The 19,342-nt window shown below is 73.8% G+C and carries 16 protein-coding genes; 7 read left to right on the top strand and 9 right to left on the bottom strand.

What is annotated here, in order from left to right:
• Positions 1-27 precede the first annotated feature (27 nt).
• The 3 genes from AW16_RS0111055 to AW16_RS0111045 all read left to right on the top strand — a co-directional run bounded on the left by AW16_RS0111055 (position 28) and on the right by AW16_RS0111045 (position 1,943).
• The gene (locus AW16_RS0111055; protein WP_029290373.1) at positions 28-387 is read left to right on the top strand and encodes a winged helix-turn-helix domain-containing protein; all 360 of its coding nucleotides are present in this window, start codon (positions 28-30) and stop codon (positions 385-387) included.
• A 140-nt stretch (positions 388-527) separates the two neighbouring features.
• Positions 528-1,223, top strand: coding sequence for a DUF2993 domain-containing protein (locus AW16_RS0111050; protein ID WP_029290371.1), 696 nt, complete (start codon positions 528-530; stop codon positions 1,221-1,223).
• A 3-nt stretch (positions 1,224-1,226) separates the two neighbouring features.
• Positions 1,227-1,943 (top strand): M50 family metallopeptidase, encoded by a 717-nt coding sequence (locus tag AW16_RS0111045; RefSeq protein ID WP_029290369.1) that lies wholly within the window; start codon positions 1,227-1,229, stop codon positions 1,941-1,943.
• Positions 1,944-1,963: 20 nt separating this feature from the next.
• Here the strand turns inward: AW16_RS0111045 and AW16_RS0111040 are convergent, their stop codons facing one another.
• The 3 genes from AW16_RS0111040 to AW16_RS0111030 all read right to left on the bottom strand — a co-directional run bounded on the left by AW16_RS0111040 (position 1,964) and on the right by AW16_RS0111030 (position 4,069).
• Positions 1,964-2,635, bottom strand: a complete 672-nt coding sequence (locus AW16_RS0111040; protein WP_029290367.1) for an HNH endonuclease family protein — start codon at positions 2,633-2,635, stop codon at positions 1,964-1,966.
• A gap of 215 nt (positions 2,636-2,850) precedes the next feature.
• Positions 2,851-3,357 carry an FBP domain-containing protein gene (locus tag AW16_RS0111035; RefSeq protein WP_029290365.1) on the bottom strand — a complete coding sequence of 169 codons (507 nt, stop codon included), beginning with the start codon at positions 3,355-3,357 and terminating at the stop codon, positions 2,851-2,853.
• Positions 3,358-3,631: 274 nt separating this feature from the next.
• Positions 3,632-4,069, bottom strand: a complete 438-nt coding sequence (locus AW16_RS0111030; protein WP_029290364.1) for a nitroreductase family deazaflavin-dependent oxidoreductase — start codon at positions 4,067-4,069, stop codon at positions 3,632-3,634.
• A gap of 247 nt (positions 4,070-4,316) precedes the next feature.
• On the opposite strand from AW16_RS0111030, the gene AW16_RS0111025 reads away from it, so the two are divergent.
• Entirely contained in the window at positions 4,317-4,820 is a 504-nt protein-coding gene (locus AW16_RS0111025) for a hypothetical protein (protein WP_029290362.1), read from the top strand.
• Positions 4,821-4,851: 31 nt separating this feature from the next.
• Here AW16_RS0111025 and AW16_RS0111020 read toward each other — a convergent pair whose 3' ends face one another.
• The gene (locus AW16_RS0111020; protein ID WP_029290360.1) at positions 4,852-5,265 is read right to left on the bottom strand and encodes a glyoxalase; all 414 of its coding nucleotides are present in this window, start codon (positions 5,263-5,265) and stop codon (positions 4,852-4,854) included.
• 38 nt (positions 5,266-5,303) lie between these two features.
• Entirely contained in the window at positions 5,304-6,317 is a 1,014-nt protein-coding gene (locus AW16_RS0111015) for an NAD(P)/FAD-dependent oxidoreductase (RefSeq protein WP_029290358.1), read from the bottom strand.
• 48 nt (positions 6,318-6,365) lie between these two features.
• Between AW16_RS0111015 and AW16_RS0111010 the strand changes: the two genes are divergently transcribed.
• Positions 6,366-6,929, top strand: coding sequence for a helix-turn-helix domain-containing protein (locus AW16_RS0111010; RefSeq protein ID WP_029290356.1), 564 nt, complete (start codon positions 6,366-6,368; stop codon positions 6,927-6,929).
• On the opposite strand, the gene AW16_RS0111005 is transcribed toward AW16_RS0111010, so the two are convergent.
• Together AW16_RS0111005 and AW16_RS0111000 are read right to left on the bottom strand one after the other, a co-directional pair.
• Entirely contained in the window at positions 6,926-7,654 is a 729-nt protein-coding gene (locus AW16_RS0111005) for a uracil-DNA glycosylase (RefSeq protein WP_029290355.1), read from the bottom strand. The two genes, AW16_RS0111010 and AW16_RS0111005, sit on opposite strands and share 4 nt — an antisense overlap.
• Positions 7,654-8,271 carry an L-threonylcarbamoyladenylate synthase gene (locus tag AW16_RS0111000; protein ID WP_029290352.1) on the bottom strand — a complete coding sequence of 206 codons (618 nt, stop codon included), beginning with the start codon at positions 8,269-8,271 and terminating at the stop codon, positions 7,654-7,656. The genes AW16_RS0111005 and AW16_RS0111000 overlap by 1 nt, the downstream gene beginning before the upstream one ends.
• 167 nt (positions 8,272-8,438) lie before the next feature.
• On the opposite strand from AW16_RS0111000, the gene AW16_RS17750 reads away from it, so the two are divergent.
• Positions 8,439-13,847: a discoidin domain-containing protein gene (locus AW16_RS17750; protein ID WP_051681874.1), complete on the top strand. Its 5,409-nt coding sequence runs from the start codon at positions 8,439-8,441 to the stop codon at positions 13,845-13,847.
• On the opposite strand, the gene AW16_RS0110985 is transcribed toward AW16_RS17750, so the two are convergent.
• Together AW16_RS0110985 and AW16_RS0110980 are read right to left on the bottom strand one after the other, a co-directional pair.
• A complete protein-coding gene (locus AW16_RS0110985; RefSeq protein ID WP_029290350.1) occupies positions 13,831-15,900 on the bottom strand; it encodes an elongation factor G in 2,070 nt (689 codons plus the stop codon). The genes AW16_RS17750 and AW16_RS0110985 overlap by 17 nt on opposite strands.
• A 159-nt stretch (positions 15,901-16,059) precedes the next feature.
• Complete coding sequence (locus AW16_RS0110980; protein ID WP_029290348.1) at positions 16,060-17,040, bottom strand: FKBP-type peptidyl-prolyl cis-trans isomerase; 981 nt, start codon at positions 17,038-17,040, stop codon at positions 16,060-16,062.
• 166 nt (positions 17,041-17,206) lie between these two features.
• Between AW16_RS0110980 and AW16_RS0110975 the strand changes: the two genes are divergently transcribed.
• Positions 17,207-19,339 (top strand): DEAD/DEAH box helicase, encoded by a 2,133-nt coding sequence (locus AW16_RS0110975; RefSeq protein ID WP_029290346.1) that lies wholly within the window; start codon positions 17,207-17,209, stop codon positions 19,337-19,339.
• The last annotated feature ends 3 nt before the right edge of the window (positions 19,340-19,342 follow it).

Below are 19,342 nucleotides of genomic sequence, written 5' to 3'. Positions count from 1 at the left end.
GATGTCTTGCGCCATGCTTGGCGCGTGATCGCGACCGACCTGCTGCCCGTCGTCCAGACCGACCGATGCTGCGCGTCGAGCGTGACCCCTGCCCTGAACGAGGCCTCCTCGGTAGAGCTCGCGGCCCGCCTCAAGGCGCTGGCCGATCCCACCAGGCTGCGGCTCCTGTCGATCATCGCCTCGCACGAGAACGCCGAGGCGTGCGTGTGCGACCTCACCGAACCCGTCGGCCTCTCCCAGCCGACGGTCTCGCACCACCTCAAGCTGCTCGTCGATGCGGGGTTCCTGATCCGGGAGAAGCGCGGCGTGTGGGCCTACTACGCGCTGACCTCCGACGCGCTCGACGACACGACGGCGTCGCTGCGCGCGGCTCTCGCGCGGCCGTAGACGTCGCACGCTGACGCGCCCCCCGTCGCGGAGCCGGGTGACGGCACGGTCGACGTCGGCGACGGCCCACCGGGCGACGGCCCGCTGCGAGGAGGGCCGCCCACAGTGTCCTCACCTACGGTGGACCCCGTGATCAGGGCATGAGTGCGCGCGGGTGGGTCGCGGGGGTCGTCGTGACCGTCGTCGTGCTGGGTGGGGCGACCGTCGTCGCGGACCGGTGGGCGGCGGGCGAGGCACGGGACCGGACCGTGGCCGCCGTCGAGGACAACCTCGACGGCGTCGTCGGGACCCCCACGGTCGACGTGGGCGGCTTCCCGTTCCTCCCCCAGCTGCTGCGCGGCTCGATCGACGAGGCGACCGGCCACGTCGAGGGTGCGACGATCGGCGGCATCGCCGCGACCGACGTCGACGTCGACGCACGCGACGTCACCACGAGCGAGCCCTACACCGCCGGCGCGGCGACGATCCGCGCGACGCTGCCGACCGCGTCGATCGAGAAGCTCGTCGCCGACCGCACCGGCCTCGACCTGACGGTGAGCGTCGTCGGGAACCAGCTGCAGGTCACGGGGAAGGTGCTCGGGGTGAGCCTCGGCGCCGACGTGGTGCCGAGCGTCGTCGACGGGGCGCTCAAGGTGGACGTGGAAGGGCTCAAGCTCGGCGGCGTCACCGTGGACCCGTCGCGCCTGCCCGGCGGCATCGGCGACCGGCTCGACGACATCGCGGTCCCCACCGACGGGCTCCCCGAGGGGATGCAGCTCACGGCGGCCGACGTCGTCGCGGACGGGCTGCGCGTCACGGCGAGCGGCACCGACGTCGTGCTGCGCGCGCAGGGCTGACCGATGGACTGGTGGCAGCAGACGTGGCACGACGTGACCACGGCGCAGGAACCGCCGTCGACGACCGTCGTCGTGCTGCTCGGCGTGGCCCTGCTCGCGGTGCTCGTGGTGCCGTGGGTGTGGCACCTGGTGCGGCACGCGCTGACGATCGTGCACGAGGCCGGTCACGGGTTCGTCGCGGTGCTCGTCGGCCGCCGCCTGTCGGGGATCCGCGTCCACTCGGACACGTCGGGGCTGACCGTGTCGGTCGGCAAGCCGCGCGGGCCGGGCATGGTCGCGACGACCGCCGCCGGGTACCCGGCGCCCGCGCTCGTCGGCCTCGGCAGCGCCGCGCTGCTCGCGCACGGGTACGCGCTCGCGGTGCTGTGGCTTCTGCTCGTCGTGCTGCTGCTGGTCCTCGTGCAGATCCGGAACTGGTACGGGCTGTGGGCGGTGCTCGTGAGCGGCGCGGTGCTCGTCGCGGTGACGCACTGGGGCACCGAGCCCGTGCAGTCCGCGTTCGCGTACGCGATCACGTGGTTCTTCCTGCTCGGCGCGCCGCGAGCCGTGCTGGAGATGGCGTCACAGCGCCGTGACCTGCGCCGACGCGGGGGCACCGACACCTCGGATGCCGGCGCGCTGGGCCGTCTCACGCACCTGCCCGGCGGCTTCTGGGTCGCCGCGCTGCTGCTGGTGTGCGTCGCCGCGCTCGCGCTCGGCGGCTGGTGGCTCCTGGGCTGAGAGCCGGATCGGCGAAGCGGTCACGACGTCACGCACCTGTCGAGCGCTCGGCGCATCGCGCGCTTCTCGTCGGCCGTCACCGAGAGCCCGTACGCGCCCTTCACGCGCACCTGCCGCAGCACGTACGCGCACCGGAAGCCGACCGACGGCGGCAGCCACTCGGCCGCGTCGGCCGCGCCCTTGTCCTGGTTCGCCCCGCCGTCGACGGCCAGCAGGTTGGCCGGGTCGTTCGCGATGCGCAGCCGCTCGCGCGCCGACCACTCCGACGCGCCCGTGCGCCACGCGTCCTGGAGCGCGACGACGTGGTCGATCTGCACGTCGGCCGAGCCGGGCCCGCGCGCGAAGCGGATCACGGTGCCCGTGTAGGGGTCGTCGAGCGTGCCAGAGAGCACCGTGCACCCGTCGGTGTCGACGACGACCGCCGTCAGGTCGCGGTGCAGCACGTCGTCCCGGGTGTCGCAGCCGTTGCGGTCGTCGTCGGCCCACGGCGTGCCGAACGCCGCACGGTCGTACGTGCCCGCGTCGCCGCGCGGGGCGACCGTGAGCGCGTCCAGCGTGCGACGAGCCACCGCCAGGTCGGCCGCCGGCACCGGGTACCGCGCGGACGCGCGCGCGGCCAGCCACCGCGGCCCACCCAGCCCCAACACGAGGCACACCATGAGCACCGTCGCCCACACCCATCGCACGTCCACGCCCGCCACGGTGCACGAGGCGGCGCCGGCCACGTGCGCGCCCTCCACCTGTGGATGGCTCGACGGGCTGCTGCCCGGCTGACCGTCGGCAACCGCAACCAGCGGCACCTGTGACGCGAGTGGCCTGGTGTGGCCCCGGCGGGCTCACTCCAGCACCACCAGTCACAAGTGCCGCTGATCCGGTCACGAGACGGCGGGAGATGCCGGCCAGCGGGTCAGTCGCCGCGCAGCACCTCGGCCGCGAACGCCGTGGCCCGCTCGCGCAGGCCGGCGATCCGCCGCTCGATCACCAGCTCCCGCATCGACTCGAGGTCGCTGCCGACCTCGGACCGCGTGGGCGGGCGGCGCACGTTGCGCGAGCACCGGAAGTCGGTGCAGATCAGCGTCCCGATGGTGTTGCCGCGCCGCCCGGCGGCGCCGGCCCGACGAGCGACGTAGAGGCTGACGTCGGCGGTCTCGACGACGTCCTCGCACCACGCGCACATCGCGCGGCGGCGCACGCGCTTGACGGAGTCGGTCGAGCGCAGGAGCAGGCCGGTGGGCGAGCCGTCGAGCTCGACGACCGCGTACGCGGACAGCGGGGCCTTGCGGTCACGCCAGCCGAGGTACTCGAGCCGGTCCCAGTCGATCGTCGACAGGTCGGGGATGGTGGCCTGGGCGGCCTCGCGGCGCGACGCGTTGACGAAGGAGGCGCGCAGCTGCTTCTCGGTCAGGGGTTGCATGGGACGGTCTTCCCGGTCGGTGGGTCCGCGCAGGGCAGGGGCCAGGCGCGGCGGGCTTGCGAGAGCGCAGCACCCGACCGGTGGGACGCGCCGACGAGACGCGAGAGGTCAGAGGGTGCCGCGGTGCCGGCGGTCGGCTGAGCAGGCCGTGGCGGCCACCCCGCAACCTGCGGCGATGCGGTGCATCTCGCTCCTCGTCGTCAGTCGGGCCCCCGTGCGGGACCGACCCATCATCGCGCCCGGTGCGCGGGACGCGCCAACCGATACCCGGCGGTCAGTCGACCGGGGTGAGCACCAGCACGGGGATGAGCCGGTCGGTCTTGGTCTGGTAGCTCGCGTAGTCGGGCCACGTCGCGACCGCGCGCTCCCACCACTCGTCCCGCTCGGTGCCCGCGGCCTCGTGCACGCGGTAGTCCTTGCGGGTCGCGCCGTCCTGCAGCTCGACGAGCGGGTTCGCGACGAGGTTGTGGTACCAGCGCGGGTGGTCGGGTGCGCCGCCCTTGGAGGCGACGACGGCGTACGAGCCGTCGTGCTCGACGCGCATGAGCGCGGTCTTGCGCAGCTTGCCGCTCGTGGCCCCGAGCGACGTCAGGACGATGACGGGCCTGCCGCGCAGGGTGTTGCCCTCGCGGCCGTCGGTGGCCTCGTAGAGCTCGGCCTGCTCGCGTGCGTGGTCCGACGTGCTGGGTGCGTACTCACCGCTCAGTGGCATACCCGCCTGAACGACGAGCGCCCGCGGCAACATTCCCGGGGCGCGGAGTTCATCCAGGGGCCCCTCCGCGCCGATGTCCTGCGTGGGACGATCGCGTCCCCCTCGACCTAGGAGCCCCATGCGGTACAACCCGCCCCCCAACTGGCCCTCGCCCCCGCAAGGCTGGGAGCCCCCGCCCGGCTGGACGCCGGACCCGTCCTGGCCCGAGCCGCCGCCGGGCTGGCCCCTGTGGGTCGACGGTGAGCCGGTGGCGACCACGACCGACGCGGACCGGTACCGCAAGCACGCGGTGCGCTCGTTCCTCATCGGCGTCGCGGTGTTCCTGGGCGGTGCGATCTCGACGATCGTCGCGTCCGGGAAGAACGGCGGGATCATCTGGTGGGGCGGGATGCTGTTCGGCGTCGTGCTCTTCGTGCGTGCCTTCACCAGCTACCGCGACTACCGCAAGGCAGGGGGCGAGCGCCTCGCCCCGCCGCTGACGGCAGTCGCGGCGCTCGGTCTCGTCGGCTGCCTCGCGGTCGGCGGGTTCGCGGTCACGAAGCTCGTCGAGGCGGAGTCGCTGTCCCCCACGGCCGGCTCGTGCTGGGACGGCGCCGACGGCGACCAGCTCGCGCTCGTCCCGTGCTCGTCGGGTCACGACTTCAAGGCGACCCAGGTGGTCAAGGACGAGAACGACTGCCCGGCCGACGCGGTCGCGTGGGTCGAGGGCGACGGCTCGGACCGTCTGTGCCTCGTCGAGGACGGCGCCTGATCGCCGGACGATGAGCCCGAGGGGCTGCCCGTCAGTGCATCCACGGGGTGTGGGAGACGCCGACGAGCAGCCCCTCGGGGCTCTGCAGGCGCGCGGTCGTCTGCCCCCACGGCTCGAGGTGCGCCTCTCGCAGCAGCTCGTGACCGTTCGCGACGAGCTCCGCGGCCGCCTCCGCCACCGCCTCGTGGCTGGCCACGTCGAGCTCGAGCCACGCCTGCGGCACGGGCCGGTCGTCGGGCCAGGTCGGGGAGCCGAACGTCGACTCCGCCGCCTGCGCGAGCGGCCACAGCGCGAACGCCTTGACGCCGTGCATCGAGTCGTTGGTGAGGTATCCCGGCGCGGGCTCCTCGAGCGGGATGCCGAGCCCGCCCTCCGACCAGAACCCCTGCGCCGCGTCGGCGTCGCGCGTGATGGGACCGAACCCGGCGACGAACGAGATCTCCATCGCCCCAGCATGCCCGTTCGCACGGACCCGCGTGGGCCTCAGACGGCCGGGACGTCGAGACCGTGCCGACGGTCCCCGAGCACGATCGCGGACACCTCGGCCTCCTGCGCCGCCGAGAACGGCTGCCGCGCCCGGACGGCCGCAGCGACGGACTCCTCGACGATCTCGGCGTTGAGTCGCGCCGCGACGAGAAGTCCTGCCGCGGCCGAGACCTGCACCATCGCCGACAGGTCCGCGACGTTGCCCGCGGCCCAGACCCCAGGGACGTCGGTGCGACCGTCCGCCGCCGTGGGCACGACCGGACCGCCCGGCCGGTCCTCGGGCTTGCCGCCCAGCTGTTCGTACAGGGCTGTGCGTGCGACGAACCGCGGCGCGACGGCCACGACCTCCACGGGGACCTCGCGTCCGTCGGCGAGCACGACCGCGCTCAACGCGCCGTCGTCGTGCCGCAGGCTCGCGACCCGGCCGTCGACCACGCGCACGCCTCGCGCCGCGAGCGCCTCCCACGCCTCGTCCTCCGGGTCCGGCATGGCGTCGAGGAAGAGCGTGACATCGTCGCTGAGCTCACGGAAGAGCTGCGCCTGGTGCAGGCTCCCCGGTCCGCTGCCGAGCACCCCGATGCGTCGGTCACGCACCTCCCAGCCGTGGCAGTAGGGGCAGTGCACGACGGCCCCGCCCCACAGCTCGCGGACGCCGGGGATGTCGGGCAGCTCGTCGACCAGGCCGGTGGCGAGCACGATGCGCCGCGCGTGGAGCGTTCGCCCGTCGGCGGTGCCGACCTCGAACGCGCTGCCGGTGCGACGTGCTGCGACCGCCGTGCCGTGGACGACGCGCCCCCCGTAGCCGGCGAGCTCGGCCCGGCCGGCGGCGAGCAGCTCGTCGGGCCGCACACCCTCACGGCCGAGGACGTTGTGGGCGCCGTGCGACGGCGCGTTACGTGGCTCGCCGGCGTCGAGGACGACGACGTCGCGACGAGAGCGCGCGAGGCCGACGGCGGCGGCGAGGCCGGCGGGTCCTCCGCCGACGACGAGGACGTCATGGATGCTGGGCATACGGTCGACGGTAGACGCGCCATGCGCGCTGCGCATACCGTCTTGCCTATGGCGCAAGAACTGGACATGGAGGGGATCGTCCGCCGACGCATCCGCGGACTGCGGATCGCGCGAGGGTGGTCACTCGACGCGCTCGCGGCTCGGTGCCATCTCAGCCCGTCGAGCCTCAGCCGGATCGAGACGGGCGGACGTCGCATAGCGCTCGACCAGCTGGTGCCCATCGCGCAGGCGCTCGGGACGACGCTCGACCAGCTCGTCGAGCCTGCCGGCGACGACGACGTCGTGATCCGGCCCGAGCCGGAACGCAGGCACGGCACCACGACCTGGGTCCTGTCCCGCGACCAGCCGGGCGTGACCGTCGCCAAGATGCGGCTGACGCCTCAGCCGCCGCACGAACCGAGGGTGCACCCGGGCCGGGAGTGGTTCACGGTGCTGTCCGGCGTCGTGCGCGTGCAGCTCGGTGACCGCTCGATCCTCGTCGCCGCAGGCCAGGCCGCACAGTTCTCGACGATGGTGCCGCACGTGATCGAGGCGCACGAGGCGCCGGCCGAGCTGCTCACGATCTTCGACCGCGACGGCGAGCGGGCCCACCTGGCCGACGGGCCGCCCTAGAGCCCGGCGAGCGCGCGCGCCTGCAGCAGCACGTCGTCGAGCATCTGGGGAGTGAGCCGCCCGGTGAACGTGTTCTGCTGGCTCACGTGGTAGCAGCCCAGCAGGGTCAGGCCCGACGAACCACGGGTCACCCGCGCCACGGCGCCGTGCCCGAACGTCGGGGCCGGCCGGGGCACCTCCCACCCCAGTGACCCGAGCGTCCGCAGCAGCGCCCGCCACCCGAACCCGCCGAGCACCACGACGACCGCGGGGTCGACGAGCGCGAGCTCGCGCGCGAGGAACGGCGCGCACCTCTCCCGCTCGTCGGGCGTGGGCGCGTTGGCCGGGGGCGCGCAGCGCACGGGCGCGGTGCACCGGATGCCGGTCAGCGTGAGCCCGTCCCCCACGTGCGCGGACGTGGCCTGGGAAGCGAAGCCGGTGCGGTGCATCGCGGCGAACAGGAAGTCGCCGGACCGGTCGCCGGTGAACATGCGCCCCGTGCGGTTGGCGCCGTGCGCGGCGGGTGCGAGGCCGACGACGAGCACGCGCGCGTGCGGGTCGCCGAACCCCGGCAGCGGCCGGGCCCAGTACTCGTCGTCGCGGAACGCGGCCCGCCGCACACGTCCGACCTCCTCGCGCCACGCGACCAGCCGCGGGCACGCGCGGCAGGACACGACCTCCCGGTCGAGCGCGGCCAGCCCCGGCACGGACGCGTCCGCGCCGATGACGGCGGCGACCGAGGGCATCACTCGAACCGGCTCGGGTCCCCCGACCCGACGCGCACCACCTCGGGTGCCCCCGAGGTCCAGTCGACGACGGTGGTCGGGGTCGTGCCGCAGTCGCCCGCGTCGAGCACCGCGTCGAGCTGGTGGTCCAGCTCCTCCTTGATCTGCCAGCCCTCGGTCATGGGCCACTCGGACCCGGGCAGGAGCAGCGTCGACGAGAGCAGGGGCTCGCCCAGCGCAGCGACGAGCGCGTGCGCGACGGGGTGCTCGGGGATGCGTACGCCGACGGACCGCTTCTTGGGGTGCGCGAGCCGGCGGGGCACCTCAGGAGTCGCGGGGAGGATGAACGTGTACGGCCCCGGCGTCGCGGCCTTGATCGCGCGGAACGCGCTGTTGTCGAGGTGCACGAGGTGCCCCAGCTGGGCGAAGTCGGCGCAGACGAGCGTCAGGTGGTGGGTGTCGTCGAGGTGCCGGATGCGCCGGATCTTCTCGGCGCCCGCGCCGTCGGCGAGCGCGCCGAGCGCGTAGCAGGAGTCGGTCGGGTAGGCGATGACGCCGCCGTCGCGCAGGATCGCGACCGCCTGGGCGATCGCGCGCGGCTGGGGGTCGTGGGGGTGGACCTCGAGGTAGCGGGCCATGTTCGCGAGCCTACGAGCGTCGCGCGCAGCGTGCCCGCTCGCTGCCCACGGCGCGGGGGGTCACGATCGGGTGACGGTCGTTGACAACGTTGTCATGCACCCCGCATCCTGACCGCCTCACCCACAGGACCGCGAAGACGCGGCCCGCAGTCGTCCGAGGGGTTCAGTTGACATCGTCGTCGCTGCGCACGTCCGTCCCGTCGCCCGCACGCCGCGGGCTCCTGCGCCGCCTCGTCGTCGGTGCCACCGCGTTCGCCGTCGCGCTCCCCGCCGCCGTCCTCGCGCCCAGCTCGCCGGCGACGGCCGACGACGGCCCCGCGTACGGCGCGCCCGACGCGATCGCCGCCGACTACTACGCCGCACTGCTGCGCCACACGCGATGGGCGAACTCGGTGTTCGACTCGAACCTGGGCGTCTACAAGTCCGCCGACTTCGACTTCGCGGTCGTGCTCGGCAACGCGGTGCTCCTCACGCACGGCGACTACGACGAGCAGCTCGCGGGCATCTCGAAGGCAGACCTGCGGACGCGGACCGTCGCGACCATCACGTACTACGCGGCGAAGAACCGGTTCGTCAGCCCCACCGGCACGTGGGGCAAGCAGCTGTTCTGGGACTCGACGTTCCAGTCGTACTTCCTCGACGCCGGCCGCCTGCTGTGGGACGACCTCGACGCGACGACGCAGGCCAGCCTGAAGACGATCGCCGCAGGTCAGGCGCAGTACACGGCGAGCCTGGACTACGGCGACGACCCGATGTCCGGCTCGTGGACGCCCGAGTGGCCCGACGGGCGCTGGGAGCGGGACACCGCCGCCGAGGAGTCCGGCGTCTACACACAGGCGCTCGCGCCGGGCCTCGCCTGGGCCGACGAGGGCGCCGACACGTCTGCGTGGGAGTCGCAGTTCGGCGACTGGGTCCGCAACGCCGTGGGTCAGCCGACCGCCGACAAGAACAACCCGACGGTCGTCGGCGGCAAGGCCATCTCCACGAACGTCACGCACAACATCTACGACACGTACGTCACCGAGAACCACCAGACGGTCGCACCGCACTACCAGTCGGACCTCTGGCGCTCGGGCGGCCGCAACGCCATCCAGTTCATCCTCAACGGCAAGCCCGTCCCGGACGTGCTCAAGCAGCAGCCCAACTCCGCCGAGCTGTGGAAGTCGCTCGAGCTGCTCATGTCGGCCCAGGGCGAGCCGTTCATGCCGATGGTCGCCGACCGTGAGTACCTGTACGGCCGCGACGTCATCCCGCTCGCGTTCGTCGGCCAGGTGCTGCGCAACCCCGACGCGGTGCGCGCCGAGGCGAACCTCGCGGCGGCGCTCGAGGACTACCAGGCGTACGCGCCGGTGGACCGCCTGGCGAAGTTCTCCGGGGAGCCCAAGTACGAGCCCGAGGCGCGTGCGGAGATCGCGATCGCGTACCTGCTGCACGTCGAGGCGGCCGCGTCGGACGAGGGCGTCGTCCAGCCCACCCCGCAGGAGCAGTACTTCGCGCGGATCTCCGGCGTGCGCGACTACGGCGAGATGCCTGGGCTCACGGTCCAGCAGTCGCAGAAGGCGTGGGCGGCGGCGTCGAGCCGCAAGGGGTACGTCAAGTTCCCGTGGGTGCCGGGCCACGACTCGTGGCTGTTCCAGATCTCGGGGTCGACGCAGTTCCTGTACCCGAACCCCGGCGCGACCGTCGACCAGCGCAGCACCACGGTCTACACCGCACCCCGCGACGGCTTCGAGGGGACGGCGTCGCTGTTCCACGCGGGCGACTCGTACGCCGGCCAGGTGACGCTCCCGACCGGCTCGTCGGTCTACGCGACGACCGGCGCGGGCCGCGAGGACGGTGCACTCACCGTCCGCAACCTGGACCTGGGCGGCTACGACGGCCTCGACGGCTCCCGCACGTACACGACCGCCGACGGCTCGGTCACCGAGTCGCTGCCCGTGACCCGTGCCGCGGACCCGCTCGACGCCAACGCCGCACGCGTCGACGACCTCGACCTGGCGCCCGTGACCGCTCGCTACGTGCGCATGCAGGGCATCCAGGGCGACGCGAAGTACGGCTACTCGATGTACTCGTTCCACGTCTACGGAGCCGACGGCGCCTCCACCGACCTCGCCGCCGGGAAGACCGCGACAGCGTCCAGCGCGGACGTCGGGGGCAACAAGCCCGCCTCGGCGGTCACCGACGCGAGCGCGAGCACGCGGTGGGCCGTCTCGACGGGCGACCGCCTGCGCGGCGACTCGTGGATCCAGGTGGACCTCGGCTCGGAGCAGACGGTCGGCGCGGTGCGCCTCGCGTGGGAGTCGAGCGCCGGTGCGCGGTACCTCGTGCAGACGTCGACCGACGGCAGCACGTGGACCACGCAGAAGCGCTACGGCCCGGACAACCCCGCCGACGCGAACGTGGCCCGGCTCGACACCGTCGAGCTCACGCCCACGGGTGCGTCCGCCCCCGCCCCGGTCGAGGCCCGCTACGTCCGCATGCAGGGCGTGCAGGGCGACGCGACCTACGGCTACTCGCTGTACGGGTTCCGGGCGTACACGCCCGCGGGCGTCGACGTCGCGGCGGGCAGGCCGGCGACGGCGTCGAGCGCAGCCTCGGGCAACGCCGCCTCGACCGTGACGGACGGCAGCTCGACGACCCGCTGGGCCGTCTCGACGGCAGACCGCCTGCGGGCCGACTCGTGGATCCAGGTGGACCTCGGCTCGCCGCAGCAGGTCGCCAAGGTGCAGCTGGGCTGGGAGAAGGCGGCCGGCCGCGAGTACCTGGTCCAGACGTCGCTCGACGGCAGCACGTGGACCGACGCGGCGCACTTCCGCTACACGGGCGACCAGATCGTCAGCACCGACGACTCCTGGATCGACGTCGAGGGCACCGCGGGCTTCGTGGTCCACGGGTCGGACGCGCCGATCACGGTGTCCCGCGCCGACGCGGCCCACCACGTGGTGCGCCTGGCGGACTCGCCGACGACGAGCTCGCACCCGTTCCTCGTGGAGATGCTGCCGACCGACGCGACGGGCACCGCCGCGCAGGCGGCCGCGCCGCAGCCCACCGTGGCCGACGAGGGGGTCCTCGCCAGCACGCTCGACGGGTACCTCTCGCTGTTCAACCTCACGGGTGAGGACGTCACGACGGACGTCACGTTGCCCTACGGCGACGACGAGGTCGCGCTGTTCGCCGGCACGCAGCGGCTCGGCGCATCGGCCTCGACGCTCACCGTCACGGTGCCCGCGGGCACGGCGACGGTGCTCGCGCCGCGGATGACGCTCGCGCGTGCGGCGATCCCCGCCGACGGCATCGTGGCGAAGGTCGACGACGCGCGGTCGCTCGTGCTCTCGTCGGCCGCCGACGCGACGGTCGAAGTACGCAACGTGCAGACCGCCCAGCGCAAGACCGTCGAGGTCGCCGCGGACGACGAGGCCTCCGTCCTGTTCGCCGACGCGACGGCCTTCCCGGTGCAGGACCTCGCGCTCAGCACCATCACGTTCCCCGGGTCGGTGCTGCCTGCGGGCATGACGTCGCCGTCCCGCGCGGTCGACGGCGACGCGGGGACCTCCTGGGTCCCCGGACCCGACGGGCGCATGGTCGTCGACCTCGGCGCGGCGAAGAAGGTCGGCAAGGTCGCGCTGGCGTGGGACGGCACGGATGTTCCCGGAGCGGTCGTCTCCGTGAGCGACGACGGCCTCACGTTCCGGGACGTCGGGACGCCGGCCGGTGACGCGACGACCGGTGTCGTCGACGTCGACGCGACCGTGCGGTACGTCGCCGTGAGCACGCAGTGGGCCGCGGGCGACTCCGGCCTGGCTGCGTTCCGGGTCCTCCCTCCGGGCGTCGACCAGGAGCTCGCGCCCGGTCCGATCACCGGCGAGCTGCCGGTGTGGACCGTGGGCGAGCCGGTCACCGGCGCGCTCGCGGCGAGCGGCACGCCCGCGCCCGAGCTCACGGTCACCGCCGGCGCGCTGCCCGCCGGGGTCTCGCTCGACGCCGGCACGGGCGTCCTGAGCGGCACGCCGACGAAGGGCGGGCCGTTCGAGGTGACGGTCGCCGCGTCGAACGGCGTGGGCGAGCCGTCGACGCGCACGTTCACGGGCACCGTCGCCGCGATGACGCCGACCCTCACGCTCGAGGGCACGGTCGCGGGGACGACGAGCGGCACCCTGACCGCCACGCTCGAGGACGCCGCCGGCGCGGTGCTGACAGCGGCCACCGGCTCGGTCGCGTTCTACGCGTCGGCGTCCGCAGCAGGTGAGCCGGTCGCGACGGTCGCCGTCGAGGACGGCGTCGCGAGCACCGGGGTGACGGGCCTCGCGCCCGACAGCTCGACCGTCTACACCGCGGTCTTCACGCCCGCGGACCCCGCCACGTACGCGCAGGCGACGTCCGAGCCGGTGACCCTCACGACGACGCACGACGTGGTCGACTCCACGACGACCGCCACGGTCTCGTCGGTCACGTGGGGCACCGCCCCGGTCGCGCGGATCACGGTCCGCGCGGGCGGCGACGCCGCGTCCGGGACGGTCTCGGTCCGGGTCGACCAGGGCGCGGCGGTCACGGCGACCCTGGCCCACGGCGAGGCGACCGTGAAGCTCCCGGCGGACCTCGCCGTGGGCACCCACACCGCGGAGGTCTCGTTCGCCGGTGACCCGGGCACGCGACCGTCGTCCGCCACCGCGAGGTTCACGGTGTCGAAGGCGTCGGTCACGCTGGCCGTCACCTCGGTCACGAGCACCACGTACGGCAGGCCGGCCAAGGTCACCGCACGCGTCACCGCGTCGGGCAAGGCCGCGGGCGGTTCGGTGCGGGTCGACGTCGACGGCCGCGCGGTGGCCACCAAGGCCCTCGCGTCGGGTGCGGTGTCGGTGAACCTGCCCGCCTCGCTCGGGGTCGGCCGGCACTCCGTGCGCGTCACCTACCTCGGCAGCGCGACGACCGGCACCGCGGCGCTCACGCGCTCGCTGACGGTCGCGAAGGCGCCGACGAAGGTCGCGCTCACGCTGTCGTCGCACAAGGCGACCGCACGCAAGACGAGGCTCACCGCGACGGTCACCGTGACCGTCCCGGGCACGTCCGTGGTCCCCACGGGCAAGGTCGCCGTGAAGGTCGGCGGGCGCACGGTCAAGGTGTCGCTCACGAGCGCGAAGCACGGTCGCGTGAAGGTCACGCTGCCCGCGTTCACGACGACCGGCTCGAAGGTCGCCGTCACCGCCACGTACGGCGGCAGCGGAAGCCTCGAGGGTGCGACGAGCGCGACGACCCGCGTCGCCGTGAGCAAGGCGACCACGAAGGTCTCGCTCAAGCTCTCGCCGACGACGGCCGTCGCGCACCGGACCAAGGTCAAGGCCACGGTCGTCGTGCAGGTGCCCGGGACCAAGGTGCACGCGACGGGCAAGGTCACGATCAAGGTCGACGGGCGGACCGTGAGGACGGTGTCGCTCTCGAGCGCGAAGCACGGCCGGGTGACCGTGACGCTGCCCGCGTTCTCGCGGAGCGGGAAGGTCGCGGTGACGGCGACGTACGCGGGCTCGGGCACGCTGCGCAGCGCGTCGAGCGCACGGGTCTACGTCAAGGTCGTGCGCTGAGCACCAGGTGGTCCGGGCACGGGTCGTAGTGGTCCGGGCGGAACGTGAGCTCCGCCCGGCCACCCGTGATCGAGCGCAGGTCGAGCACGTAGCGCCCGAGCTCCGCCTCGGGGACGGCGGCCTCGACCAGCACCGAGCCGTCGTCGAGCGACGTGGTCGACGTGATGTGGCCGCGACGCCCTGACAGGTCGCTCATGACGTCGCCCTGGGCGTGCGCGGGCACGACGACCTCCACGTGGCACACGGGTTCGAGCACGACGGTCCCGCCGGTCGCGAGCGCCTCGCGGACCCCGGAGGCCGCGGCGGTCCGGAACGCCATGTCGGACGAGTCCACCGAGTGCGACTTCCCGTCGTACACCTCGACGCGCAGGTCCACCACGGGGTACCCGTGCGGCCCGCCCGCGGCCATCGCGTCCGCGATCCCCTTGTGCACCGCGGGCAGGTAGGCGCGCGGGATGGAGCCGCCGACGATCGCGTCGACCACCTCGAGCCCCGACCCGGGCGCGGCAGGCCCGACGCGCAGCTGCACCACAGCGAACTGCCCGTGCCCGCCCGACTGCTTCTTGACCCGACCCTCGGCCGCGACCTCGCGGCGTGCGGTCTCGCGGTAGCCCACGGGCACGGGCGACGTGGTCACGTGCACGCCGAACACGCGCGCGAGCCGTTCCAGCGCGACGGCCAGGTGGGTGTCTCCGAGCCCGCGCAGCACGGTCGCGTCGGTGCTGCGGTCGACGCGCAGAGTCGGGTCCTCGGCGAGCAGGCGAGCGAGCGCGGCGGACAGGCGGTCGTCGTCGGACTGCGTGACGGGCTCGAGCGTGAGGCCGTACACCGGCTCGCGTCCGCGCAGCGGCACCGGGGTCATGGACGCGGCCGGCCCCTGGCGGTCGGCGAGCAGCGTGTGGGCGGGCGTCCCGGTGAGCTTGGCGACCGCGACGACGTCGCCCGCGCGTGCCTCGTCGACCGGGAGGTGGTCCTTGCCGCGCAGGCGGAACAGGCCGGGGACTCGCTCGTCGGCCCGCGTGGTGGTGTTGACCAGCCGGTCGCCGGGCCGCAGCGTCCCGGACAGCACGCGCAGCACGGTCACCTGGCCGACGAACGGGTCGGCCACCGTGCGGAACGCGTGCGCGAGCAGCGGCCCGGCCGGGTCCGGCGCGACCGCGACGTCCACGTCCCCCGCCCGCACGCGGGCCTCGCGCGAGGCCGGCGCGAGCTCGCACAGCAGGTCCGCGAGCCGGTCGACGCCCACGCCGGACAGCCCGCTCGCGACGAGCACGGGCGTCGCCTCGAGAGCGCCCACCTCGTGCGCGAGCGCCTGCTCGAGCTCGGCCGCGCTGGGCACCTCACCGGACAGGTAGCGCTCGAGCTGCTCGTCGTCGTGCGCGACGATCTCCTCGGTCACCTCGTCGTGCAGCCGGTGCTCCTCGTCGGCGACGTCCGCCGGCAGGTCCTCGTCGTGGTGGCGCCCGTCGGCGTCGTAGGCCAGCCCGTGCTCGGTCAGCACGTCGGCGACCCCGTGGAACGCCTGCTCCTCGCCCCACGGCAGCTCGAGCGGCACGAACCCGTCGCCGAACGCCGCGCGCAGCTGGTCCAGCACGCCGCGGAAGCTCGCGCGCGCCTTGTCCTCCTTGGTCACGACGACCATGCGCGGCACGGCCGCCTCCACGACGGCCCGCCACGCGGCGTGGGTCCCGGCCTGCACGCCGTCGACCGCGGACACGACGACGAGCGCGAGGTCCGCGGCGCTCAGCGCGGCGTCCGTCGTCCCCGCGAAGTCCGCCGCACCCGGTGTGTCGAGCAGCGTCAGGACGAACCGCGCGCCGCCGACCTCCCACTCGAGCGGCGCGACGCCCAGGCTCAGCGACACCCCGCGCGCGACCTCCTCGGGCTCGTGGTCGCTCACGGTCGAGCCGTCCTCGACGCGCCCGGGCCGCGGGATCGCTCCGGCACGGTGCAGCAGCGCCTCGAGGAGCGTCGTCTTGCCCGCGCCCGCGGCGCCCACGAGCGCCACCGTCCGCGCCCCCGACGTCGTCCCCGGCCTCGTCGCCTGGTCCATGGTCGTCTCCCGGTCGTCACCGGTCGCCCGCGGCCTGCCGCCGTCGGCCACCGGGATCAACATAACGACGTGCGCCGCGCGGCGGCAGGACGAGAGTCCCGGGGGACGACGAAGGGGCCCGCCGGATGCTTCCGGCAGGCCCCCTCGGCTGTCAGTGCGTCAGGCGGCGTCGAGGATGTCGACGACGAACACGAGCGTCGACTTCGCGGGGATCGAGCCCTGCGCGTTGTCGCCGTAGCCCTTGTCCGGCGGGATGACGAGCAGCACCTGGCTGCCGACCTTCTGCCCGACGAGGCCCTCGTTCCAGCCGTCGATGACCTGCGCGGCGCCGATGTTCGCGATCGGGAAGACCGACGGGGTGCGGTCCCACGACGCGTCGAACTCGGTGCCGTCCCACAGCCAGCCGGCGTACTTGACGGTGACGACCTGGCCCTTCTTGACCTCGGCGCCCTTGCCCTCGATGAGCGGCTGCGTGACGAGCGTCGTCGGCTTGTCGGCCTTCGAGGGAGCCATCGTCGGCTTGCCGCTGCTGTCGAGCGTGATGACGGGCAGGCCGTCCTTGGGGGCGACGGCGGTGCCCTCGGCGCGGTCGGGGATGGTGCGCGAGTCGACGACCTCGATCGCGAACACCTGCGTGCTGCCCGTGGTGTTCGCCGCGAGCACCGCGCGGGCGCCGACGTGGGCGCCCTTCAGCGCGGTGTCGAGGTCGGGGATCCCGGTCGAGCCGGCCGTGAAGGCCTCGGGGTTCGAGGTGTACGTCGACTGGCTGACCGAGCCGTCGGCCGCGTTGACCGCGACGAGCTGCGTGATCAGGGTGTCGCCGTCCTTGATCTCCTTGCCGGAGCCGTCCTTGACCAGGTTGCCGACGATGCCGCTCATCTCGAACGGCTTCTTCGGCAGCGTGATCTTGGGCTCCTTGCCGGCCTCGCCCTCGAGCTTGATCTGCTTGACGAGAGCGATGTCAGCCGCGCTGGCGGTAGGCGCAGCGGTCGCGCTGGCCGTAGGGTCAGCGGAGGCGGTCGAGGACGCCGTCGGCTTGCTCGACGCGTCGTCGTCGGAGCCGCACGCCGTGAGCGAGAAGGCCAGGGTCAGGGTCAGCGCTCCGGCAGCGACGCTGCGGACGATGTTCGTGCGGCGCACGAGGTTCTCCGTCGTTCAGGGGGCTCCACCCCGGACGACGAGGCGGCGGACCCGGGAACGGTACGCGATGAACCTGGACGTGCGCTGAGCGGGGTCGGCCTGCGGACGTCCCGGCCCGGCCGGGACGGTGAAGTCGTCGTCCGACGGACGACGAGAAGGAGGAGAAGTGGCACGACCTGCCCAGGGGCGGTCCGGGCGCGCACGCTCGGGAGCGCAGCGCTCGCAGCGTCCTCGTCGACCCGACGAGGAGGGGCTGATCCCGGTGCTCGCGGGCATCGCGCGTGACGTCGACGGCGCCGTGCAGCGACCCCCGACGCGCCCGGCCGTGCGCACCAAGTTCCAGGTCGTGGCGCTGCTGGTGCGCGAGGAGCGCGCGCGCGTCATGGGCGACGCGTCCCTCTCGTCGGCCAAGAAGGCGAACGAGCTCAAGCGGCTCGACGGCGTCGCGACCCTCCTGGCCAAGATCGCCGCGCGGGACACGTCGCTGCTGGCGCTGCTGGCCGACGACGCGCGCGTGTCCCAGGCGGCACGCGACTACAAGGCGTCCGTGCTGCGCGCCGGCGGCATCGAGCCCCCCGACGAGCCCGAGCCGGTCGCGCCCGTCGTCGTCGCGCCCGTCGCCGAGCACCGCGTGGTCCCCCGCTCGGTGGTCTCGCGCCAGCTCGCCAACCCGTTCCTCGCGCCGGACTTCGAGGCCGCCGCCGAGCGCGTCGCCGCCCGCCCGCGCCGCCTGGCCGGCTGGGAGCTGCTCGAGCCGCTGTTCCGCTCGTTCGAGTACGCCGCGACGGGCAAGCCGGCGTGCATGGACCTGCCCGACGGTCGCGGCGTGTCAGCCCCGCTGGGCCGCCAGCTCATGCCGCACCAGGCGCAGGTGGTCGCCGCCGCGGCGCGCGGTCACCGCACGTTCCTGCTGGCCGACGAGCCGGGGCTCGGCAAGACCGCGCAGGCGCTGCTCGCGGCGCAGGCAGCCGATGCGTTCCCGCTGCTCGTCGTCGTCCCCAACGTGGTCAAGGCGAACTGGGCGCACGAGGTGAGCATGTGGACGCCGCTGCGCAACGCCACGGTGATCCACGGCGACGGCGAGCAGGTCGACGCGTTCGCGGACGTGGTGATCGTCAACTACGAGATCCTCGACCGGCACGTCGGCTGGCTGGGTGAGCACGGCTTCCGCGGCATGGTGGTCGACGAGGCGCACTTCATCAAGAACAAGTCGTCGCAGCGCTCGCAGCACGTGCTCAAGATCGCGGACCGGATCCGCGAGCGGACCTCGAAGCCGCTGGTCATGGCGCTGACCGGCACGCCGCTGATCAACGACATCGAAGACTTCCGCGCGATCTGGCAGCTGCTGGGCTGGATCGACGACACCGTGCCGCTGGGCGGGCTCATGACGGCCCTGGAGGACGCGGGCCTGACGCCCGCGGACCCCGGCTTCTACTCGTCGGCGCGGTCCGCGGTGATCGACCAAGGGATCGTGCGGCGGCGCAAGGTGGACGTCGCGGCGGACATCCCGGCGCGCCGGGTCGCGGACCTGCCGGTGGAGCTGGACGGTGCCGTCGCGCGCTCGATCCGGGCCGCGGAGGCCGCGCTCGCCGCGCGGCTCGTCGCCCGGTACCGCTCGGCGATCGAAGCGCGCGACTCGTCTCCCGAGGGCATCGACCTCGACCTCGCCCGGCGGATCGCGGCCTCCGAGCTCAAGGACTCCGACGAGCGCGCCGGCGGCGAGAACGTGTTCACGATGGTCCGCCGCATCGGCCAGGCCAAGGCGCCCATGGCCGCCGACTACGCGGCGCAGCTGGCCCGCAACGTGGGCAAGGTGGTGTTCTTCGCGAAGCACGTCGACGTGATGGACCAGGCGGAGCGACTGTTCGCGGACCGTGGCATCTCGTACGTGTCGATCCGCGGCGACCAGACCGCGCGCGCCCGTTCTGCGGCGGTGTCGTCGTTCACCGACGACCCGTCGGTGTCGATCGTCGTGTGCTCGCTCACCGCGGCCGGCGTGGGCCTGAACCTGCAGGTCGCGTCCAACATGGTGCTCGCCGAGCTCTCCTGGACCGACGCCGAGCAGACCCAGGCCATCGACCGCATCCACCGCATCGGCCAGTCCGAACCCGTCACCGCGTGGCGCATCATCGCGGCGCAGACCATCGACTCGAAGATCGCGGAGCTCATCGACGCGAAGTCCGGGATCGCGGCGCGGGCGCTGGACGGCGCGGCCGAGGAAGACCTGCCGGGGTCGGTGGACGTGCAGCTGGAGGCGCTGGTGGGGCTGCTGGTGGACGCGCTGGGGGCGGCGGGCTAGCGG

It is taken from the genome of Cellulomonas sp. HZM (assembly GCF_000708885.1).
Classification (GTDB): domain Bacteria; phylum Actinomycetota; class Actinomycetes; order Actinomycetales; family Cellulomonadaceae; genus Cellulomonas.
Note: the sequence above shows the minus strand (reverse complement) of the source record. Positions and strands in the feature narration are given on the sequence as shown.

What these genes read in the sequence shown, in the direction of transcription:
- AW16_RS0111005 (WP_029290355.1), bottom strand. Translation starts at nt 7,654, where the DNA reads ATGCCCTCGGTCGCCGCCGTCATCGGCGCGGACGCGTCCGTGCCGGGG.
- AW16_RS0111045 (WP_029290369.1), top strand. Translation starts at nt 1,227, where the DNA reads ATGGACTGGTGGCAGCAGACGTGGCACGACGTGACCACGGCGCAGGAA.
- AW16_RS0111000 (WP_029290352.1), bottom strand. Translation starts at nt 8,271, where the DNA reads ATGGCCCGCTACCTCGAGGTCCACCCCCACGACCCCCAGCCGCGCGCG.
- AW16_RS0110985 (WP_029290350.1), bottom strand. Translation starts at nt 15,900, where the DNA reads ATGGACCAGGCGACGAGGCCGGGGACGACGTCGGGGGCGCGGACGGTG.
- AW16_RS0111050 (WP_029290371.1), top strand. Translation starts at nt 528, where the DNA reads ATGAGTGCGCGCGGGTGGGTCGCGGGGGTCGTCGTGACCGTCGTCGTG.
- AW16_RS0111030 (WP_029290364.1), bottom strand. Translation starts at nt 4,069, where the DNA reads ATGCCACTGAGCGGTGAGTACGCACCCAGCACGTCGGACCACGCACGC.
- AW16_RS0111015 (WP_029290358.1), bottom strand. Translation starts at nt 6,317, where the DNA reads ATGCCCAGCATCCATGACGTCCTCGTCGTCGGCGGAGGACCCGCCGGC.
- AW16_RS0111020 (WP_029290360.1), bottom strand. Translation starts at nt 5,265, where the DNA reads ATGGAGATCTCGTTCGTCGCCGGGTTCGGTCCCATCACGCGCGACGCC.
- AW16_RS0111010 (WP_029290356.1), top strand. Translation starts at nt 6,366, where the DNA reads ATGGCGCAAGAACTGGACATGGAGGGGATCGTCCGCCGACGCATCCGC.
- AW16_RS0111035 (WP_029290365.1), bottom strand. Translation starts at nt 3,357, where the DNA reads ATGCAACCCCTGACCGAGAAGCAGCTGCGCGCCTCCTTCGTCAACGCG.